Source organism: Anderseniella sp. Alg231-50, assembly GCF_900149695.1.
Lineage (GTDB): Bacteria > Pseudomonadota > Alphaproteobacteria > Rhizobiales > Aestuariivirgaceae > Anderseniella.
This window is the reverse complement of the sequence record NZ_LT703006.1, coordinates 23763-39756: the sequence shown is the minus strand read 5'-3', so window position 1 is coordinate 39756 and position 15994 is coordinate 23763. Positions and strand designations below refer to the sequence as shown.

The following is a 15994-nucleotide window of genomic DNA, read 5'->3' as shown; positions in this document are numbered from 1 at the left end:
GTCTATCCGGTCTGGTTGATCTGCCTGGTCATGGCGTCGGCCATGCGGATAGACAAAGCATGAATAGTGAGAGATGGGGCGTCGCCGCCGCCGGAAGAAGCAAACACACTTGCATCAGAGATCCACAGATTCTTCCAGCGGTGACTGCGCTGTGACGCGTTCACCACCGACTTGTCCGGATCAATGCCCATGCGGCATGTGCCCATGGCATGGGTGGTGCTGAATTTTTCGTAGCTCGTGAAGCGGTCCAGTATTTTTGGCACGCCGGAGGCCAGAAGTATCTCCTCTGTTTTCGCCATTGCAAATGCCAGACGCTCAACTTCCAGCTCTGGCATGAACGAGTTTATCCTTGCAATGGGCATGGAGTTTTCGTCGGCGCTGCCATCAGAAAGTGATATGAAAGATCGTGGATTCGGCAGATTTTCACACACAGCCACCAGGCCAACTGCCTTTCCCATCGTGTCTAGCAGGCGCCGCTTGAAGTCCGTTCCAAATCCCTCGACAAGCCGCTCTGCATACCGTGCCGGTCCAATGTAACGACTGGATGCAACTGTGGGCAGGATCACCGTGCCACCTGGTATGCCGTCAATGGCATCAGGTGCGTTGAAGTCCAGACATATGCTGTCTTCCGGATAACCTCGGTGACTGCCGATCTGCTCCGGGTGAAGGCCGGTTACGGCGCCAAAAACCGTTTCCATGAAATTACGGCCGACCTGGCCTGACTCGTTGGCTAACCCGTCCATGGCCAAGAGCAAACGCGGTGTCTCAATTGCGCCTCCTGCGAGTACATAGTGCGAGGCGGATATCTGATGCCGGGTACCGGTATTGTCCACTATGGTTGCACCGGTCAGTTTGTCGTTCTTGCCACGACTGAACTCCAATAGTGTGTGCGACGGAAATATGCTGCAATTGCCTGTGCTCAGCGCCGGTTGTACAAATGTCAGGTCGGCGCTTCCCTTGTCGCCGCGCGGGCAGCCCCAGAGACAACATCCGCAGTAGTTACAGTCAGGCCGGCCGCGGTAAGGTTTGGATGGCGCCGCGACGGTATTGGGCACAAACTCGCAGCCAATTTTTGCTCCACCGCCAGCAATTGTCTGTGACAGAAGCGAAAGCTTGTGAGCAGGAGTGGGAAATGGTGCGCTGCGCGGTCTGCCTGCGACGGTTGAAGGTCCGGCAACACCAACCATCTGCTCTGCCAGCAAATAGTATGGTTCGAGTTCTGCATAGCTGACTGGCCAGTCAGCTGCCACACCAAACCTGGAGTACATTTCAAAGGCTTCCGGTCTGAAGCGGTGCATCCAACCTATAAAATGCAGGGTTGAACCACCAATCCCCCTGACGTGGCTGTAGCCATGGCTAGCTCGGCGGGAACGGGTCGAGTGTCTTTGGCGCGGTGGAAATATGTTCCGCATGCCGGACCAGCGTTCAAGCAGAGGTTGACCAGTGATCACTTCGTGCTGACCGCGTGAACCCGGCTTGTGCGGAAGGCCCTGCAACTCCCAATCTGTATCCGACACCTTGTATTCATCCGCGCTAAATTCGGGGCCGGCGTCAATCAAGACGACCTGGACGCCTTTGCGGGCGAGGGCCCAGGCAGCAGCGGCACCGCCGGCACCGGCTCCGACGACCAGGACGTCGGTTGACCTGGGTAGGGGGCTGCGACCGGTTTCATCAGCCACTTTCGGGCCCTTTCCAGGGCAAATGGGGGTTGGAAAAACCCTCTGGTTGCGGCGGGCCGGGCAGGCCCATTGCCAGTGCACGTTCGGCGTGAGCAAAATAGTGCCGCATTACTGCACTTCGGACCCGATTGTAGGTTTTCCATCTGGGCGATGTCACTGGCAGGCTGTCCAACATTGAGACGACGTTGTGTCTGCTCCTTGCATCTGCATTTGCAAAAACGCCGCGCGAGGAAACATTCAACCAGACCGTAAGTTTTTTAAGTTCAATCCATCTGCGCCAGGAATCTGCAAAAATGGACTCCAGTGCTTCGACTGCGCCCGTGGCGGAGGCCGCTGGCCCAAATTCGTCAGCAGGCAACAGTGTGTCGACAAATGCCTGCAAGGTCGAACGGGAGTTCATTGCAGTAACGCCGGCCAATGTTGCGAGCACGGCCACCGGTGCCAGAACGAGGAATTTCCGGCGCGTCAACATTGAGTAATTTTGTCTTCTGCCGGATTCGTGTCAGGCATCAAGCAACTCCAGGGACAAAGCTGTCGTTCATCGGCGCGAGCCTTGCGTCTTTGAAAATATCCATCAAGATATGGATGGGCGTTTTTGAAAATTGTCAGAAGCAAGTTTCTTTGCACAGGCAGTTTCCGTTGCTGGCCTAAGGTTGTGTGTGATGCCAGCATAACCATTAAAAAATGTTCTGTGAAAGTGTTGATAACGATGACTAGCGGTTTGATCGGTGAACTGTTCGATGAGGTGGAGGCTGCCGGCGAGTATGACGAGGGGATTTACTCCGGCAGTGGCATCGTCATTTGCGCCGGCGGGTCCATCATGCTGGCCAATGCCTATGTGCTCGTACGGGTCCTGCGGGACATTCACCAAACCGCATTGCCAATCGAGATATGGCATTTGGGTCCGGCAGAGATGCCTGCCTTTCTGACGAATATTTTTGCCCGTATGGGGTGCAAAACGGTCGACGCTCTGTCTGTCGGATCATCGAAGGTCAGCGAGTTCGTTGACGGCTGGCAGTTGAAGGCGCTGGCGCTGAAACACTCATCATTTGAAGAGGTCATACTGCTGGATGCCGATCAGGTTCCGCTGGGGAATCCTGCTGCGATACTGGACTGGCGCGAATATGCAGAGACAGGTGCTGTGTTCTGGCCGGACATTGTTCACATTGCCGCCGAAAATCCTGTTTGGCAGCTGCTTGGGTTGACGCCGGTTCAGGTGCAGTCCTGGGAAAGTGGCCAACTGTGCATCAACAAGAAATTACATTGGCGGGCTGTAAATCTCGTGCTTGCCATCAACGAGCGCGCGGAAACCTTCTATCAGCTTGTCTATGGCGACAAGGATACTTTCCTGCTCGCCTGGCAGTTGACCAAAAGCAGCTTCTCACTGGTGCCGCATCCGCCGTTTCAGGGGCAAAAATACCTGGTACAACGAGATTTTTCCGGGAAGCCTCTCTTCCAGCACCGAACCAATTGCAAATGGTCACTTACGGAAGCAAATGAAGATCTAGACGGGTTTGAGCTCTTTGCCGAATGTCAGGTTTTTCTCGATGAGCTGGCGCAGATGTGGAACGGTGTTGTTTTTCATGCCCCACCGCAAAGCGTGGAGGCACAACTTCTGGAGCGAGAATTGATAGAACAGCGGCGCTTCACCGCGACGCATGATGACCTTAGGTCCTTTGAAGTTGAATTGCTGCCGGGCAATCAGATTGGAAAAGGCAGATCGTTTGAGTTGACGAACTGGTACATCGGCCAACAGGACGATGAACCTGTTCTGGTGCTGAAAGGCTGGAGCGAGATACGGGCACCACTCTCGAGAAGAGCAACTGGCAAGTGGCTGTTCAAGGGCGATGATCGCGGCAAGATCGAGTTTTGCCTCGACCCTTTGCGGGAAGGCGGCGGCCCGCCAGATTCTATGGAAGGACCAATTGATATTGTTACCGACCTTATTGGGGTGGCCGGGAAACAATTGTCTGAACTGAACACGTCACTTGAGCTGCTGGCCCGTACAAACCCGGCGATAATCAGGCAAATTGAAACCGCGGCGGCTTTTCATGAGAAAATTGACGCCGTACTCGCCGGCAACCTGGCGAGCCTTGCGGCGAAGTTGCGGAGTGCCGAAGAAAAACCCGCCAAGTCGGTTCGACACCTGATCATGGGGGATAAGAACCTGTATGTGCGGCCCTAGAAAACCGGGCAGGTGACTTGAGACCGAAGATAGCCCATATCAGCCCCGTCATGCCTGCCTTGGGCGGCAACGGCCTCGCCATGCGCACCAGCATGTTCTCACAAGCCGCTGAACAGACAGGGGACGTGCTGGTCATGGCCGTGGAGATCGATGCCGGAAGGGCGGGTGAGGACCACCCGTTCCGGCCCGACACGAGGGTCATCAGGGTTGATGAAGGGGTGGATACCAGGCTTCTGCTTATCACCAGATCGTTGCCAATCGAATCCCGGCCAGGCTTGTTGGCGGCATACGGCAAACCGCTCACCAGCATGGCGCTTTCCGCAGCTGCCATTGCCCGGATCAGCGAACAACTGACCGCCTTTGACCCTGATCTTGTCATCCTGTCGCGGGCTCAAATGCTGCCGCTGGTCGATGCGCTGCAAGACAAGCTGCAACACGCGCGGCTGCTGGTAGACCTTGACGATGATGACGGCGCGTTGTGCCGATCCCGTGCTGCCTATGAGCGCGATGCCGGTTTCACCGATAAGGCTGCATGGCTGGACGCCCAGGCTGATATTTATGATGCGGTGATCAATCGGCATGCGGACGCCGTAGAGTTGTTCACAGTGGCCAGCAGGGATGTCGTGCGATCGATAGAACAGCGTCTGGCCATATCGAAAATCGGACTGGTGCCCAACGGCATTTCATCTGCAACTCCCGAACCTGCGGCGAAACAGCGAGAAGCCGGTACGCCGACATCAGCACCGGTGTTGATGTTTGTCGGCAATCTCAGTTACGGGCCCAACGTTGACGGGATGTGCTGGTTCCTCGAAGAGGTTTGGCCGATCCTGCAGAACCGCATAACCGGGCTGAACCTCATTGTGGCAGGCAGCAACCCTGGTGAGCACCTTACCGGCTTGTGCCGGCAAGACGGAGTGCAACTGATTGTCAGCCCGCCCGATCTGGTGCCGCTTTATGAATCGGCGGATGCGGTCATCATTCCGCTGCGCTTCGGCAGCGGCAGCCGTATAAAAATACTGGAAGCCGGTGCGCATGATGTGCCGGTGGTCTCGACTTTTGCAGGCGCCGAAGGACTGGACCTGCGGCCCGGCACACATGCGATTCTGAGTGATGAAACAGCAGACACGTTTGCAGGCGCATGTCTTGAATGCCTGCAGAACCGCGATGCGGCGCGCGCCCGGTCGGCTGCACTTCAGGAGTTCGTCCGGCAACATCATGACCGGCAGCAGATCGTTGCCGGGTTGCGCCGGACGCTGCAGACGACCGTCGCGGATTGACGTCAGGCTTGCCAGTGAAGCTGGCTATGGCTTGCGACGTTGGCCAGGCCATATCAGATGTGCCGCCGGGTCTTTCGTTTGCGCCGGTTTTTCAGCGCGACGTTGAGAAAGCGCTGAAACTTGTGACATTCGAAGTGGCTGGGTGCCGGGCATTTGGCGGCATGGCGAAGTCCGTCACGCATCGCAATGAGTTGCCTGATTGTCCTGTCCAGCTGGTCCGCCCTGGTGGCAAGCTGTTCGCGGTCTATCCTTGGTCCATCGGGTGTGAACATTGCGGCTATCTCGACAAGCGTGAAACCGGCGTTTCTCCCCAACGCTATCAGCGCCAGCCGGTCCAGCACATCGGCGTCATACATCCTGCGCAACCCCTTGCGGCCCACGGGCCGGATCAGCCCCTTTTCCTCGTAATAGCGCAAGGTTGATGCAGGTAAACCGGACTGTTCGACGACCTTTCCAATGTCCATTTCGGGCCTTGTGAATTTTACTGTTGACCTCAAGTTGACTTGAAGTTGTATCCTTGTCGTATCAAAGGGTCAACGCTTCTTCAGGGGATGCTCAAATGGACAAGGAATACTGGCATGAAAAGTGGCAGATAGCAGATATCGGTTTCCACGAGGCCGATGGCAATTCTTTGCTGCCGGATTACTTTCAGGAACTTTCCCTGCCTGTTGGCAGCCGAGTGTTTGTGCCCTTGTGCGGAAAGAGCCGGGATATTGCCTGGCTGCTGTCACAAGGTTACCGGATTGCCGGTGTGGAGTTGAGCGAAGTGGCGGTCCAGCAATTGTTCGCGGAAATGGAGCTTGAACCGACCGTGGTCACCAAAGGCGGCTTGAAATGCTACAGCGTGACGGATCTGGATATCTTTGTCGGGGATTTCTTCCAGCTGACACACGCGCTGCTTGGCGCTGTCGATGCGACGTTCGATCGTGCGGCGCTTGTGGCGTTGCCCGGGGAAATGCGCATCCGCTACGCCGTACACCTCACAGACATCACCTGTCAGGCACCGCAGCTGCTGATAACCTTTGAGTATGATCAAACCCAGATGGCCGGCCCGCCGTTTTCCATCTCTGATGCGGAGATACCTGAGCATTACCGGGACTGCTACAGTGTAGCACCGCTGGCAAGTGTCCATGTGGCGGGGAAACTGAAGGGCAAATGCACCGCGAAAGAGAATGTCTGGCTCTTGAAACCGCAGGTCTAGAGGTGGCGACGGTGTTTTGAATCCGGGCTCGGACTGCCTGTGTGAATTTTAACACACTCCATTTGGTCGACGTAGGTTTAAAATGGCCAAATCCGGCGTATCGACCAAAACCGTCGTCTCGACCAAAACCGTCGTCTCTCTAGCCAGCAGGATCGTGCCAATGTCCCATACATTCCTCACAATTGCAGTGCCGTTCGACACCGGAAAAGCCGATGGTGTCCAAGCGAAACTAGACAGCTACGGCAATCCCGTCAGCAGAACCACTCGCCCCCTGTTCGACGACAGCAGTGTGCATTTCATGTCGATCAATGTCTTGCCGGCTGACGAAGACAGCGGCCACGGTGCGTTTATTGTCATCGAGACCAGCCAGGACGGCAACAAGCAGGCGGCTATTGATGATCTTGCAAAGCGGCTGCAAGACCCTTTGCGGGAGATATTCTCCACTGCCGGACATACGGTCAGCGAAACCGGGCTGGCTGATTTCCTCACCGAACATTCGCACGACACAGGTTTGGGACTGTTCCGCACACCGGGGCTCAACCATACCGGCACTCCCGGCATGACGGTAAAGCGGATAAATCGCGAGTGGGACTTTGCCAGGAAGGTGCAGGAGTTCGCCGATGCAGGCTCGGTTTCCGGTTCGCCGCTGGAGGTTCTCAATCATGTGCGCGGGCAAATGGCCGGAGAGCCCGGGTTTACCGACATGATGACGCCAGAAGAGGTGCCCTTTGCGCGCTCCAATGCGGCGGTTTCGCTACCCGTTGTGAAGGTCGCCATTAACGGGCTGAAGACTTTCGCCTGGCCTTACCTCACGGTTCTCGCGCTCATATTGGCCTGGGTGGTATATCTTTCCTGCAGTGCCGGCGGGGTCTGGTTCGCGGTCGCCATGGGTGGCCTGACAATTCTGGGCGGCGTGTTGATCCTGGCTGCGGGTGTTGGTGTGCTTTACGCTCGTTTGCGCGCCAGGGAGCGCTCCGACCCCGCTCCAGACCTGACCCCCGACCTGGATACTCTCAGCCAGGTGATGAGCCGGGAGAATGACGGCAGCATCAATCATCTTTACGGGATTTCCAAGATGAAGCCCGGCAGGCTGCGAAGACTGACGCTGCGATTTGCCTACTGGTTCATTGCGCAAATGGCCACACATGTGTTTCGCCCGGGTTATCTCAGCGAAATCGGGACTATTCATTTCGCGCGCTGGATACTGCTGCCCGGTACAGACAAAGTATTGTTCTTTTCCAATTTTGGCGGCAGTTGGGAAAGCTACCTTGAGGATTTCATTACCAAGGCATCGGGCGGGCTGACAGCAGTCTGGAGCAACACCGAGAATTATCCGAGAACCGAGAATCTGTTTTTGAAGGGCGCGACAGACGGAGACCGCTTCAAGCGCTGGGCCCGGCGCCAGCAGCTGCCGACCAGGTTCTGGTATTCAGCCTATCCCAATACCACCACCGACCGGGTTCGCGGAAATGCCTTTATCCGGCGTGGTCTGCTGACGGCGAAGACGGAAAGCCAGGCGCGCGAATGGCTGTCACTGATAGGCTCACGGCGGATGCCTGCCCATGCCCTGGAAACTGATGAAATTCAGACAATCCTGTTCGGCGGCATGAAGAAGCTCAATGAAGCCGCCTGCCTGCTTATCAAGTTGCCTGATGACCGTCCGCAGGCAAAGGGCTGGTTAAAGGAAATGCAGAGCCAGGTAAGCTACGGAGACCGGCCGCCGTTCAGAAAGGCGATCTTGTTTGCGGTCTCCTCGTCCGGCTTGCCCAAATTCGGCATGACTGAAGAGCAGATGAATGCGTTTCCCGCTGCCTACCGGCAAGGCATGGATGAACCGGTGCGGGCAAAGTATGTGTTGAAGGATACCGGTGACGACAAGCCGGAAGACTGGTGGTGGGGACATGGCCAGGCCGGCGTGGACGCCGCTGTAATTGTCTACGCGGAAACCAACCACTTCGAGAAGACGATTGATGAGCAGTTGAAACTGCTTGCCAGGCATGGCTGTAGCCTGGTCCATCAAGTCACGGCCAAGGCCAGCCCGACCGGCGATGCGCCGGAAAAAGAGGCTTTCGGATTTGCCGACGGGATTTCACATCCGATACTCAAGGGCACGCGCCGTTCGATTGCGCAAACCAATGCAATACATACAGTTGAACCGGGCGAGTTCATCCTGGGCTATCCGGACAACCGCAATTACATGCCGACCAGCCCGCTGCTGTCGGCACCGGATGACCCGCAAAACATCCTGCCCACCCACAAGCCGCTGGCGGAGCAAGACGACTGGCCGGACTTTGCGGCGGATGACGCCGACAAACCCCGCAATTTTGGCCGCAACGGATCTTATCTGGTTATCAGGCAACTGGAGCAGGACGTGGGCGCATTCCATCAGTTTTCAAAAAAAGCGGCAGACCAGATCAAGGATCGTCAGGGGGTACCGCCGGGCGCAACGAAAAACCAGCTTCAGGAATGGATCGAAGCCAAAATGGTGGGGCGCTGGAAGAACGGCACATCCCTGGTGCGACATCCTTTCGAGCCGGGCGATGGACCACCGGATAACGAATTCCTGTTCGGCAAGGAGGATCCTTCGGGTTTTCGCTGCCCGTTCGGTGCCCACATCCGACGGGCCAATCCGCGCGACAGCCTGCGCCCGCAAGACAGCGAGGCAGAACTGTCGATCAGCAACAAGCACCGGATTTTGCGCATGGGGCGCCAGTACGACAGTTCCGGAGCCGGACATGATGACGCCAGTGACCCGGGGCTTTTGTTCATGTGCCTCAATGGTGATCTGGAGCGGCAGTTTGAGTTCATCCAGCAGACCTGGTGCATGGAGCGCATGTTCCATGGACTGGATGGTGAGGTCGACTCAATTCTGGGCCGTGGCCGCAGGGGCGGACGACTGACCATCCCGACGCCACAAGGCCCTATCATGGTCAGCGGGATGAAGGATTTCGTACGCATGCGCGGCGGCGCCTATTTCTTCATGCCCGGACGCAGCGCCATAAAGTATCTGGCTGAAACGTGACATAGCCGTCGCGGTCAGATGACGGTGCGACCAGGTTTGTGATTTCTGGAAAGCTCAATCAAAGGTCTGTCTGATCTGGCCGACGCCCTATCTCGCCTGGCGCGAGCGCCTGCGCGGCTTGTCGTTGTTCGGCTGGTCTTCGGCAAGTCCGGCGTCTGCGTCGGTGGTAAACAGGTCAGACAGTTCCTGGGCGTGCCGCTTGGCACTTTCGGCCATTTTCTGCACGTCCGAATAGTGCTGGTAGTCATCATACAGCCGCGCCCTGTCACCGTTCGCAAATGCCTTGATGGTCCGGGCCGCCTCTTCGCGTCCAAGACCTGCCTCCAGCAGGACGCGGCGTGACATCTCAACCGCCGACAGGAAGGTTTCGCGCATGATGTGTTCAACGCCATGGTCCATAAGCTGGTGGACATGGTTGCGGTCACGGGCGCGTACATAGATCGGCAGGTCGGGATACTTCTTGCGCACCAGTTCGACGATTTTCAGCGAGGCTTGCGGATTGGAGACACAGACCACAAATGCCCGTGCCTTGCTGACCTGGGCCGCATCGAGAATGTCCTGGCGCGAGGCATCGCCGAAATACACCTTGCCGCCAAACTTGCGCACGATCTCGATCTGTGTCGGGTCTCCGTCCAGCGCGGTGAACGGAATTTTGCGCGCCGCCAGGACACGCGCGATAATCTGGCCGAAGCGTCCCAGGCCGGCAATCACCACGTGCCCGCCCTGGTCCGGCATGTCGTCATGTTTGTCGTCTGTGTCTGCGGCAGGTGCCGCCCGGGCGGACAGCCAGCCTTCGGCCAGCATCAGGAGGGGAGTTGCCACCATGGTCAGTGTGACCACGACATTGACCTTGGATGCAAAGTCACGGGTGATGACAAAGGCAGCCAAGGCAGTTGTCGTCAGCACGAAGGCGAATTCACCGCCCTGGGCCAGGGCAACTGAAAATCTGCGGGCACTTTTCACGTTGAGGCCGAAATACCTGCCGGTGAAAAACAATATGATGCCCTTGGTTACCATCAGGATGGTTGCTGCCAGGATGATGGTGCCGGGTATCTCGGTGATCAGCCGCAGATCAAGCGACATGCCGACGGCAACGAAGAACATGCCGAGCAGCAGTGATTCAAACGGCTTGATGTCGGCTTCGATCTCGTGCCGGTAGGCCGAGTCGGCCAACAGCGCGCCGGCAATGAATGCCCCCAGGGCCGGTGACAGGCCGGCGCTCTTCATGATGATTTCGATTACAACGATGGTGAGCAGCGCGAATGCCGTCATGGCTTCCGAAACGCCTGTCTTGGCGATCAGGTGGAAAACAAAGCCGAGGACGTAGCGGCCGGCCAGTATGACGAGGCAGATGGCGCCGAGCGCCTTGGTGGCACCATACCAGGTCATGGTGGCCTGCTCGCCGCCGCTGACGGCCAACAGGCCGACAAAGGCAATCATCGGAATGGCGGCGATGTCCTGGAACAGCAAGACGGCAAATCCGAGCCTGCCATGGCGGTGTTCAAGTTCGCCCTGTTCCTTCAAAACCTGCAGGACCATGGCGGTTGACGACAGCGCCAGCGCCAGCCCGGTGAACAGGGCGATGCGCCAGTTGTACTGCGCAGCCAGCATCATTGCGAACAATATGAGGGCAGAAACCAGTACCTGGGTGCCGCCGGCACCGATCACGGACTTGCGCATGGCAAACAGGCGTTGCGGCCGCAATTCCAGCCCGATCAGGAACAACAAGAGGACCACGCCGAACTCGGCCACATGCAGCATTTTTTCCGCATCGGTGAAGATGCGCAGCACAAACGGCCCGATAATGACACCGGCAAACAGGTAGCCCAGCACGGCGCCAATGCGGAAGTACTTCGCCAGCGGCGCAATCAGGGCTGCTGACGCCAACAGGATGGCAATCTGAAACAGACTGATATTGCCCAATGTCACAACCTCCACGTATTGTCCGGCCATGTTGCCGCATGTGCAGCGCTTCGGCCAGACTGAAATTGGAGAACTCAACTTAATGGGCAGGTTTGTTAATGAGCAGATTTGATTGTGACGATCCGGTATTGGGCGACAAGGGATCGTGCGACGCCATTGAACACATCATCGTGCCGCGTGCACGTGACATTGGAGATTTCGAGGTGCGCCGTGCGCTGCCGTCGGTCAAAAAGCAGATGATCGGGCCTTTCATCTTTTTTGACCAGATGGGGCCGGCGAAACTTGATGCCGGCAAGGGCATTGATGTGCGGCCGCACCCGCACATCGGCCTGTCCACGGTGACATGGCTGTTTGAGGGACAGATATTTCATCGTGACAGTCTTGGTGTTGAACAGGCAATCGATCCCGGCGCCGTCAACTGGATGCGGGCGGGCAGGGGAATAGTACATTCCGAGCGCACCGCGCCGGCGGAACGTGCGGCGAGCAAGAACCTTTATGGAATCCAATCATGGGTTGCATTGCCGAAGGACCAGGAGGAAGTCGCACCCGGTTTCTGGCACCATGCGGCAGATGAGTTGCCGGTCATTACCGATGGTGGCGTCATGCTGCGCGTCATTGCAGGCTCCATGTTCGGTGAAACGTCTCCGGTCAAAACCCATTCGGACATGTTTTACGGCGAAGCGGTCATGCACCCTGGCGCCACCATGCCATTGCCGCCGGTTCACGAAGAACGCGCCATCTATGTCGTTTCCGGCCAGATACGCATTGCCGGTGATCTGTTCGAAGGTGGGCAGTTGCTCGTGTTGCGGGCCGGTGATGCCATCACCATCACAGCGGTAAAGGTGGCGCGCATCATGGTGCTGGGCGGCGAACCGATGGATGGCCCGCGACACATCTGGTGGAACTTCGTGTCGTCATCGAAAGAGCGGATCGAACAGGCCAAGCAGGAATGGAGGACGGCGAAGTTTGATATTGTGCCGGGAGACGCGGAGGAGTTCATTCCGCTGCCTGAAAGGTGACCAGGCAGGCTGCAGGCGGCTGTTATCCGTAGTAGCTGAGCGATGCCTTGCTAGGGCATGGAATTCGCGAATTTTACACCCAGGTACTTGCCATCACGCCAAACAACCTCGCACTCATATATGTGGTCAACATCGGGTATGAACAGTTTGAAACGAGCGGTAATGATATCCACGTCTTCCATCTGCAATTTCGCACCTGATTCCGAGAAATCAAGTATTGTACAATCGATCGTCGCCTCTGGATTGGCAATTACAGCGTTCGCACCGATTTTCACGTTTCTTCGCGGAGACCGGCGTCTTTCCTGAAATTGAAAGTTGGCATTTGCTTGTTTTGGCATGGAACTGTCTTTCGCTCGACTGCAAAAGCGGAAGTTTATAGCGGATTCGTATACATTGTGTTCCAGAATGGATAAAATTGACCTGATTAACAATGGGCGGTTTTGTTGGGCCAGACAGAGGCAAGTCGGTGTTGTGGCAAGGTGGATTTTTATTGCGCCAGTTCCAGCCGGGCCATTTCAGCTGCGATCCAGGAAAAGTATCCCAGCAGTCCGCTAGTGTCACAAAGCTGGCATTGGTATTTGCGGACAAAGCTACTTCCGCCGATGCACAATGGACTGAATGGTTGAGGCAGCATACGTTTATGGCCATGACCTATTCATTTCGTGCCGGAAAGCCATCTGATGCCCTTGCTTGCGCGCAAATCATCCGTGACTGGGGTGATGAATCGCCTTGGCTGGACCCGCTGGACGAGTTGCAGCCGTTGGCGGCTTTCTGGTGTGAAGTTTTTAGAAAAGACACGGTTTGGATTGCCGAAAAGAACGACACAATTGTTGGTTTTTGCGTCCGTGAGGATGAGTTTATATGCGGGTTATATGTCGCCCGGGAAGCTCGAAACCATGGTTTGGGAAAGCAGTTACTGGATCTGGCGAAGGAAGGACGCGATCGGATAGTCGTTTGGGCTTATGAAGCGAATGAACAAGCTCGAAAGTTTTATCGCCGGGAAGGATTGATTGAAATCTGTCGAGAGGTTGAAGATGGTACAGGCTTGATGAATGTCGAACATCGATGGACTGGGCCAACTTGATGAACCGTCAGATTGGGCTCTGAGCCGCCGTACGATATCTTTGGGTTTAGCAGGGCCCGACCCTAGTCGCCAGCACGTACTTTTGTGCGTTCGCCGGCAACAATGATAACTGTGCGGGTCTGGTCGTTGTCCTGATAGGTATAGCTGCCAGGTGCCAGCGTCAGCACGCCGGGTCCGATGCCTGATCGGCGCCAGTTCTTTTCTCGGCTGGCGACGAACCAGGGTACTCCCGCCGGAGCGTCGACAACGGCAATACCCGCTTCATGGTCCAGGCTGAGCGAAGTCAGGATGCCGGGTTTGATCGTCACTTGTGTATGGGTGACGGTGTTGCCAGGTTCGATTTCGCTTTCGAGACGGTAGGTGCCGGCGCCGAGCCGCATCAGGCCGCCCTGCACGGCCGATGTGGCGATGAGCTCGCCGGCGCTGGTGCCATTGATGGCATATGCCTTGTGAACCGCGCGTGCGGGCCCCGGCAAGGGTTCATTGCCCAGTGTCGACAGGGTGCGAAGACCGCCCACATTGAACACGAATGTCAGGCTGAGATGCTGGCCTTTGGCAAGTACAACAGGCTTGACGGTTGACACGCTGCCATAGCGAGCCTCGATGCGGTAGTTTCCAGGCTCAAGCGGAATGTCCGCCACCGGCTGGAAGTCGGTGTAAACCGGCTCACCGCCCTTCGCACCATTGCCGAGGGTGCGGATCAGTTTCCATGTAACCGGTTTTTTGATCAGGCCGCCGTCTTCCGACAGGCGACCGGCCAGCCTGATGCCTTCGCGGCCGGGCCTGGTGATTTCAATGCGCAGTTCCAGCGGCACTTGTGCGGTTCTGGCCGGTATTGAATTGGTTATGAGTGGGTCAGTGTCTGCGCGCTGCGCGGTGAGGGCGGACGATGCCCCAAGACTAAGGAGTAAACTGGCGCCGACAAAGTTCAGGGCCGCCCCTGTGAGAAAGCGGCCCCGACTGTGCTGTCGTGCACGTTGGAGATTTACGTGCATTCGAATTTTCCCTGTCAGACTTCTGGATGCCTAACTCTTGCAAGGCCCGGTCTGCATATCCCCCGACCTGTATTCCGATCGGCAAGGGGAGATAAACACAGCCCCCGTGCGGCCCGCAATTAAATCCTTAATAGAAGGTTAACGCGACGCCTAAACTATATTTATAATTTGGTTTTCGGCTCTCTGCGAGCGATACAAGAACGGTGCAATTTTGCTGGAAAAGAGGTACAAATCACCCTGCATTTGTTCCTGTTTTGCTATAGCTGCGTCGGACACTCCATGACTAAATACAAGATCATAGAAGCCTCATGCCCTGAAGAAATGGAAACCAGAATACGTGCTTTCGGCAAGAAAGGCTGGAAGCCTCAAGGCGGGATAAGCCATTCAATCGGCCCGGATTACAAGCGCAATTACACCCTGCTGATGTCTCGAAAATCAAAGCGTGGATAGATGAAGGACAGAGCTGAAATAGCGGCAATTGTTTTCGTATTCGCATCAATTGTGGCGCACATCTACCGGCTGCAAGACCATCTGCCGTTGTGGGCGAATATGGTTTGGGGCATTGCGTTTTTCGGGACGTTTGCCGCCTACCTGTGGAGGAACTTCAAGGATGCCAGGAGCAGAACAGGAAAGGGGAAGTAACCTGTGGAATGCATGGCGCCGGGTCGTACGTCCATTCAGTTCATGGTTGGAAATAGTCAGTTGACGAATACGCAAGCCTGGGCACCACTCAGTGATTGGATTACGGCATTACCCAATGCCGGAACGCTTGGTGTGTTCACACCGGGCTTGGGATGGTCAACCCGTTTCCTCTCCGGCAAACGATATTGAATTTTGAGGAAGTTGAAGGGCACCTTGGCGGCAGCAGGCTCGAGTGGATGCTTGACTAGTGAGCTGTCGTGACAATAGAGCCGATGGAACATTTCGGCGTTAGAAAACAACTTTGAACAGTGATATTAAACTCGCTGAAATTCCGTTGGACCAGAGGATGATCAATGGTTGAATTGAACAAGGGACTGGCGTTTGAGGCACTCAACGACACGGCTGATGCATTGCGCCTGCTTGAAACCCGCCGATCAGCCTCGGCCAAGGCGATGACCGGGCCGGGGCCAAGCGGTGAGCAACTGGATCGGCTGCTGAATATTGCAGTGCGGGTCCCGGATCACGGCAAGCTGACGCCGTGGCGGTTTATCGTGTTCGAAGGTGATGCGCGCGAGCGGGCCGGAGAAATCGTCGCTGGCCGGTATCATGAACTGCATCCGGACCATGGCGAGGAAACGCTCCAAGTCCAGCGCACCATGTTTTCGCGCGCGCCGTGTGTTGTCGCGGTTGTCAGCACGGCAATAACCGATCATCCCAAGATACCGGAATGGGAACAGCTTATGTCGGCCGGTGCAGTGTGCCAGAACATGCTGGTTGCAGCCACGGCCATGGGGCTGGCCGCGCAGTGGATATCGGGCTGGTTCTCCTTCGACCGGCATGTGCTGACGGCGTTGGGGCTGGCCGACAGTGAGCGCATCGCCGGCTTCATCTATCTGGGAACTCCGGCGCAGTTGCAGGAAGACAGGCCAAGGCCCGAACCTGCCAGCCTGACCACGCGGTTTTAAGA

Annotated in this window: 13 protein-coding genes; 8 read left to right on the top strand and 5 right to left on the bottom strand. The window is 56.6% G+C overall.

Going from position 1 to position 15994, the window contains the following annotated elements; translation table 11 throughout:
- Nucleotides 1-2 precede the first annotated feature (2 nt).
- Nucleotides 3-1679: a GMC family oxidoreductase gene (locus DHN55_RS18285; RefSeq protein WP_337660507.1), complete on the bottom strand. Its 1677-nt coding sequence runs from the start codon at nucleotides 1677-1679 to the stop codon at nucleotides 3-5.
- 655 nt (nucleotides 1680-2334) lie between these two features.
- On the opposite strand from DHN55_RS18285, the gene DHN55_RS18275 reads away from it, so the two are divergent.
- Together DHN55_RS18275 and DHN55_RS18270 are read left to right on the top strand one after the other, a co-directional pair.
- Nucleotides 2335-3864, top strand: a complete 1530-nt coding sequence (locus DHN55_RS18275) for a hypothetical protein (protein WP_337660506.1) — start codon at nucleotides 2335-2337, stop codon at nucleotides 3862-3864.
- Nucleotides 3865-3881: 17 nt separating this feature from the next.
- Nucleotides 3882-5141, top strand: a complete 1260-nt coding sequence (locus DHN55_RS18270; RefSeq protein ID WP_337660505.1) for a glycosyltransferase — start codon at nucleotides 3882-3884, stop codon at nucleotides 5139-5141.
- 53 nt (nucleotides 5142-5194) lie between these two features.
- On the opposite strand, the gene DHN55_RS18265 is transcribed toward DHN55_RS18270, so the two are convergent.
- The gene (locus DHN55_RS18265; RefSeq protein ID WP_108882989.1) at nucleotides 5195-5605 is read right to left on the bottom strand and encodes a MerR family transcriptional regulator; all 411 of its coding nucleotides are present in this window, start codon (nucleotides 5603-5605) and stop codon (nucleotides 5195-5197) included.
- 95 nt (nucleotides 5606-5700) lie between these two features.
- Between DHN55_RS18265 and tmpT the strand changes: the two genes are divergently transcribed.
- Together tmpT and DHN55_RS18255 are read left to right on the top strand one after the other, a co-directional pair.
- Nucleotides 5701-6342 (top strand): thiopurine S-methyltransferase, encoded by a 642-nt coding sequence (gene tmpT / locus DHN55_RS18260; RefSeq protein WP_108882988.1) that lies wholly within the window; start codon nucleotides 5701-5703, stop codon nucleotides 6340-6342.
- Between the two features lie 160 nt (nucleotides 6343-6502).
- On the top strand, nucleotides 6503-9364 hold the full coding sequence (locus tag DHN55_RS18255; RefSeq protein WP_337660504.1) for a Dyp-type peroxidase: 2862 nt from the start codon (nucleotides 6503-6505) through the stop codon (nucleotides 9362-9364).
- A gap of 87 nt (nucleotides 9365-9451) precedes the next feature.
- Here DHN55_RS18255 and DHN55_RS18250 read toward each other — a convergent pair whose 3' ends face one another.
- Entirely contained in the window at nucleotides 9452-11293 is a 1842-nt protein-coding gene (locus DHN55_RS18250) for a monovalent cation:proton antiporter-2 (CPA2) family protein (RefSeq protein WP_443111144.1), read from the bottom strand.
- A gap of 92 nt (nucleotides 11294-11385) precedes the next feature.
- Between DHN55_RS18250 and DHN55_RS18245 the strand changes: the two genes are divergently transcribed.
- Nucleotides 11386-12306 carry a pirin family protein gene (locus DHN55_RS18245; protein WP_108882985.1) on the top strand — a complete coding sequence of 307 codons (921 nt, stop codon included), beginning with the start codon at nucleotides 11386-11388 and terminating at the stop codon, nucleotides 12304-12306.
- Between the two features lie 50 nt (nucleotides 12307-12356).
- On the opposite strand, the gene DHN55_RS22630 is transcribed toward DHN55_RS18245, so the two are convergent.
- On the bottom strand, nucleotides 12357-12644 hold the full coding sequence (locus DHN55_RS22630) for a PilZ domain-containing protein (protein WP_108882984.1): 288 nt from the start codon (nucleotides 12642-12644) through the stop codon (nucleotides 12357-12359).
- 92 nt (nucleotides 12645-12736) lie between these two features.
- On the opposite strand from DHN55_RS22630, the gene DHN55_RS18235 reads away from it, so the two are divergent.
- Nucleotides 12737-13390, top strand: coding sequence for a GNAT family N-acetyltransferase (locus DHN55_RS18235; RefSeq protein ID WP_108882983.1), 654 nt, complete (start codon nucleotides 12737-12739; stop codon nucleotides 13388-13390).
- 62 nt (nucleotides 13391-13452) lie between these two features.
- Here the strand turns inward: DHN55_RS18235 and DHN55_RS18230 are convergent, their stop codons facing one another.
- Entirely contained in the window at nucleotides 13453-14205 is a 753-nt protein-coding gene (locus tag DHN55_RS18230; protein WP_108882982.1) for a hypothetical protein, read from the bottom strand.
- A 459-nt stretch (nucleotides 14206-14664) separates the two neighbouring features.
- On the opposite strand from DHN55_RS18230, the gene DHN55_RS22480 reads away from it, so the two are divergent.
- Nucleotides 14665-14835, top strand: a complete 171-nt coding sequence (locus DHN55_RS22480; RefSeq protein WP_337660502.1) for a hypothetical protein — start codon at nucleotides 14665-14667, stop codon at nucleotides 14833-14835.
- A gap of 545 nt (nucleotides 14836-15380) precedes the next feature.
- Nucleotides 15381-15992 (top strand): nitroreductase family protein, encoded by a 612-nt coding sequence (locus DHN55_RS18220; protein WP_108882980.1) that lies wholly within the window; start codon nucleotides 15381-15383, stop codon nucleotides 15990-15992.
- The last annotated feature ends 2 nt before the right edge of the window (nucleotides 15993-15994 follow it).

What these genes read in the sequence shown, in the direction of transcription:
- DHN55_RS18265 (WP_108882989.1), bottom strand. Translation starts at nt 5,605, where the DNA reads ATGGACATTGGAAAGGTCGTCGAACAGTCCGGTTTACCTGCATCAACC.
- tmpT (WP_108882988.1), top strand. Translation starts at nt 5,701, where the DNA reads ATGGACAAGGAATACTGGCATGAAAAGTGGCAGATAGCAGATATCGGT.
- DHN55_RS18255 (WP_337660504.1), top strand. Translation starts at nt 6,503, where the DNA reads ATGTCCCATACATTCCTCACAATTGCAGTGCCGTTCGACACCGGAAAA.
- DHN55_RS18245 (WP_108882985.1), top strand. Translation starts at nt 11,386, where the DNA reads ATGAGCAGATTTGATTGTGACGATCCGGTATTGGGCGACAAGGGATCG.
- DHN55_RS22630 (WP_108882984.1), bottom strand. Translation starts at nt 12,644, where the DNA reads ATGCCAAAACAAGCAAATGCCAACTTTCAATTTCAGGAAAGACGCCGG.
- DHN55_RS18235 (WP_108882983.1), top strand. Translation starts at nt 12,737, where the DNA reads ATGGGCGGTTTTGTTGGGCCAGACAGAGGCAAGTCGGTGTTGTGGCAA.
- DHN55_RS22480 (WP_337660502.1), top strand. Translation starts at nt 14,665, where the DNA reads ATGACTAAATACAAGATCATAGAAGCCTCATGCCCTGAAGAAATGGAA.
- DHN55_RS18220 (WP_108882980.1), top strand. Translation starts at nt 15,381, where the DNA reads ATGGTTGAATTGAACAAGGGACTGGCGTTTGAGGCACTCAACGACACG.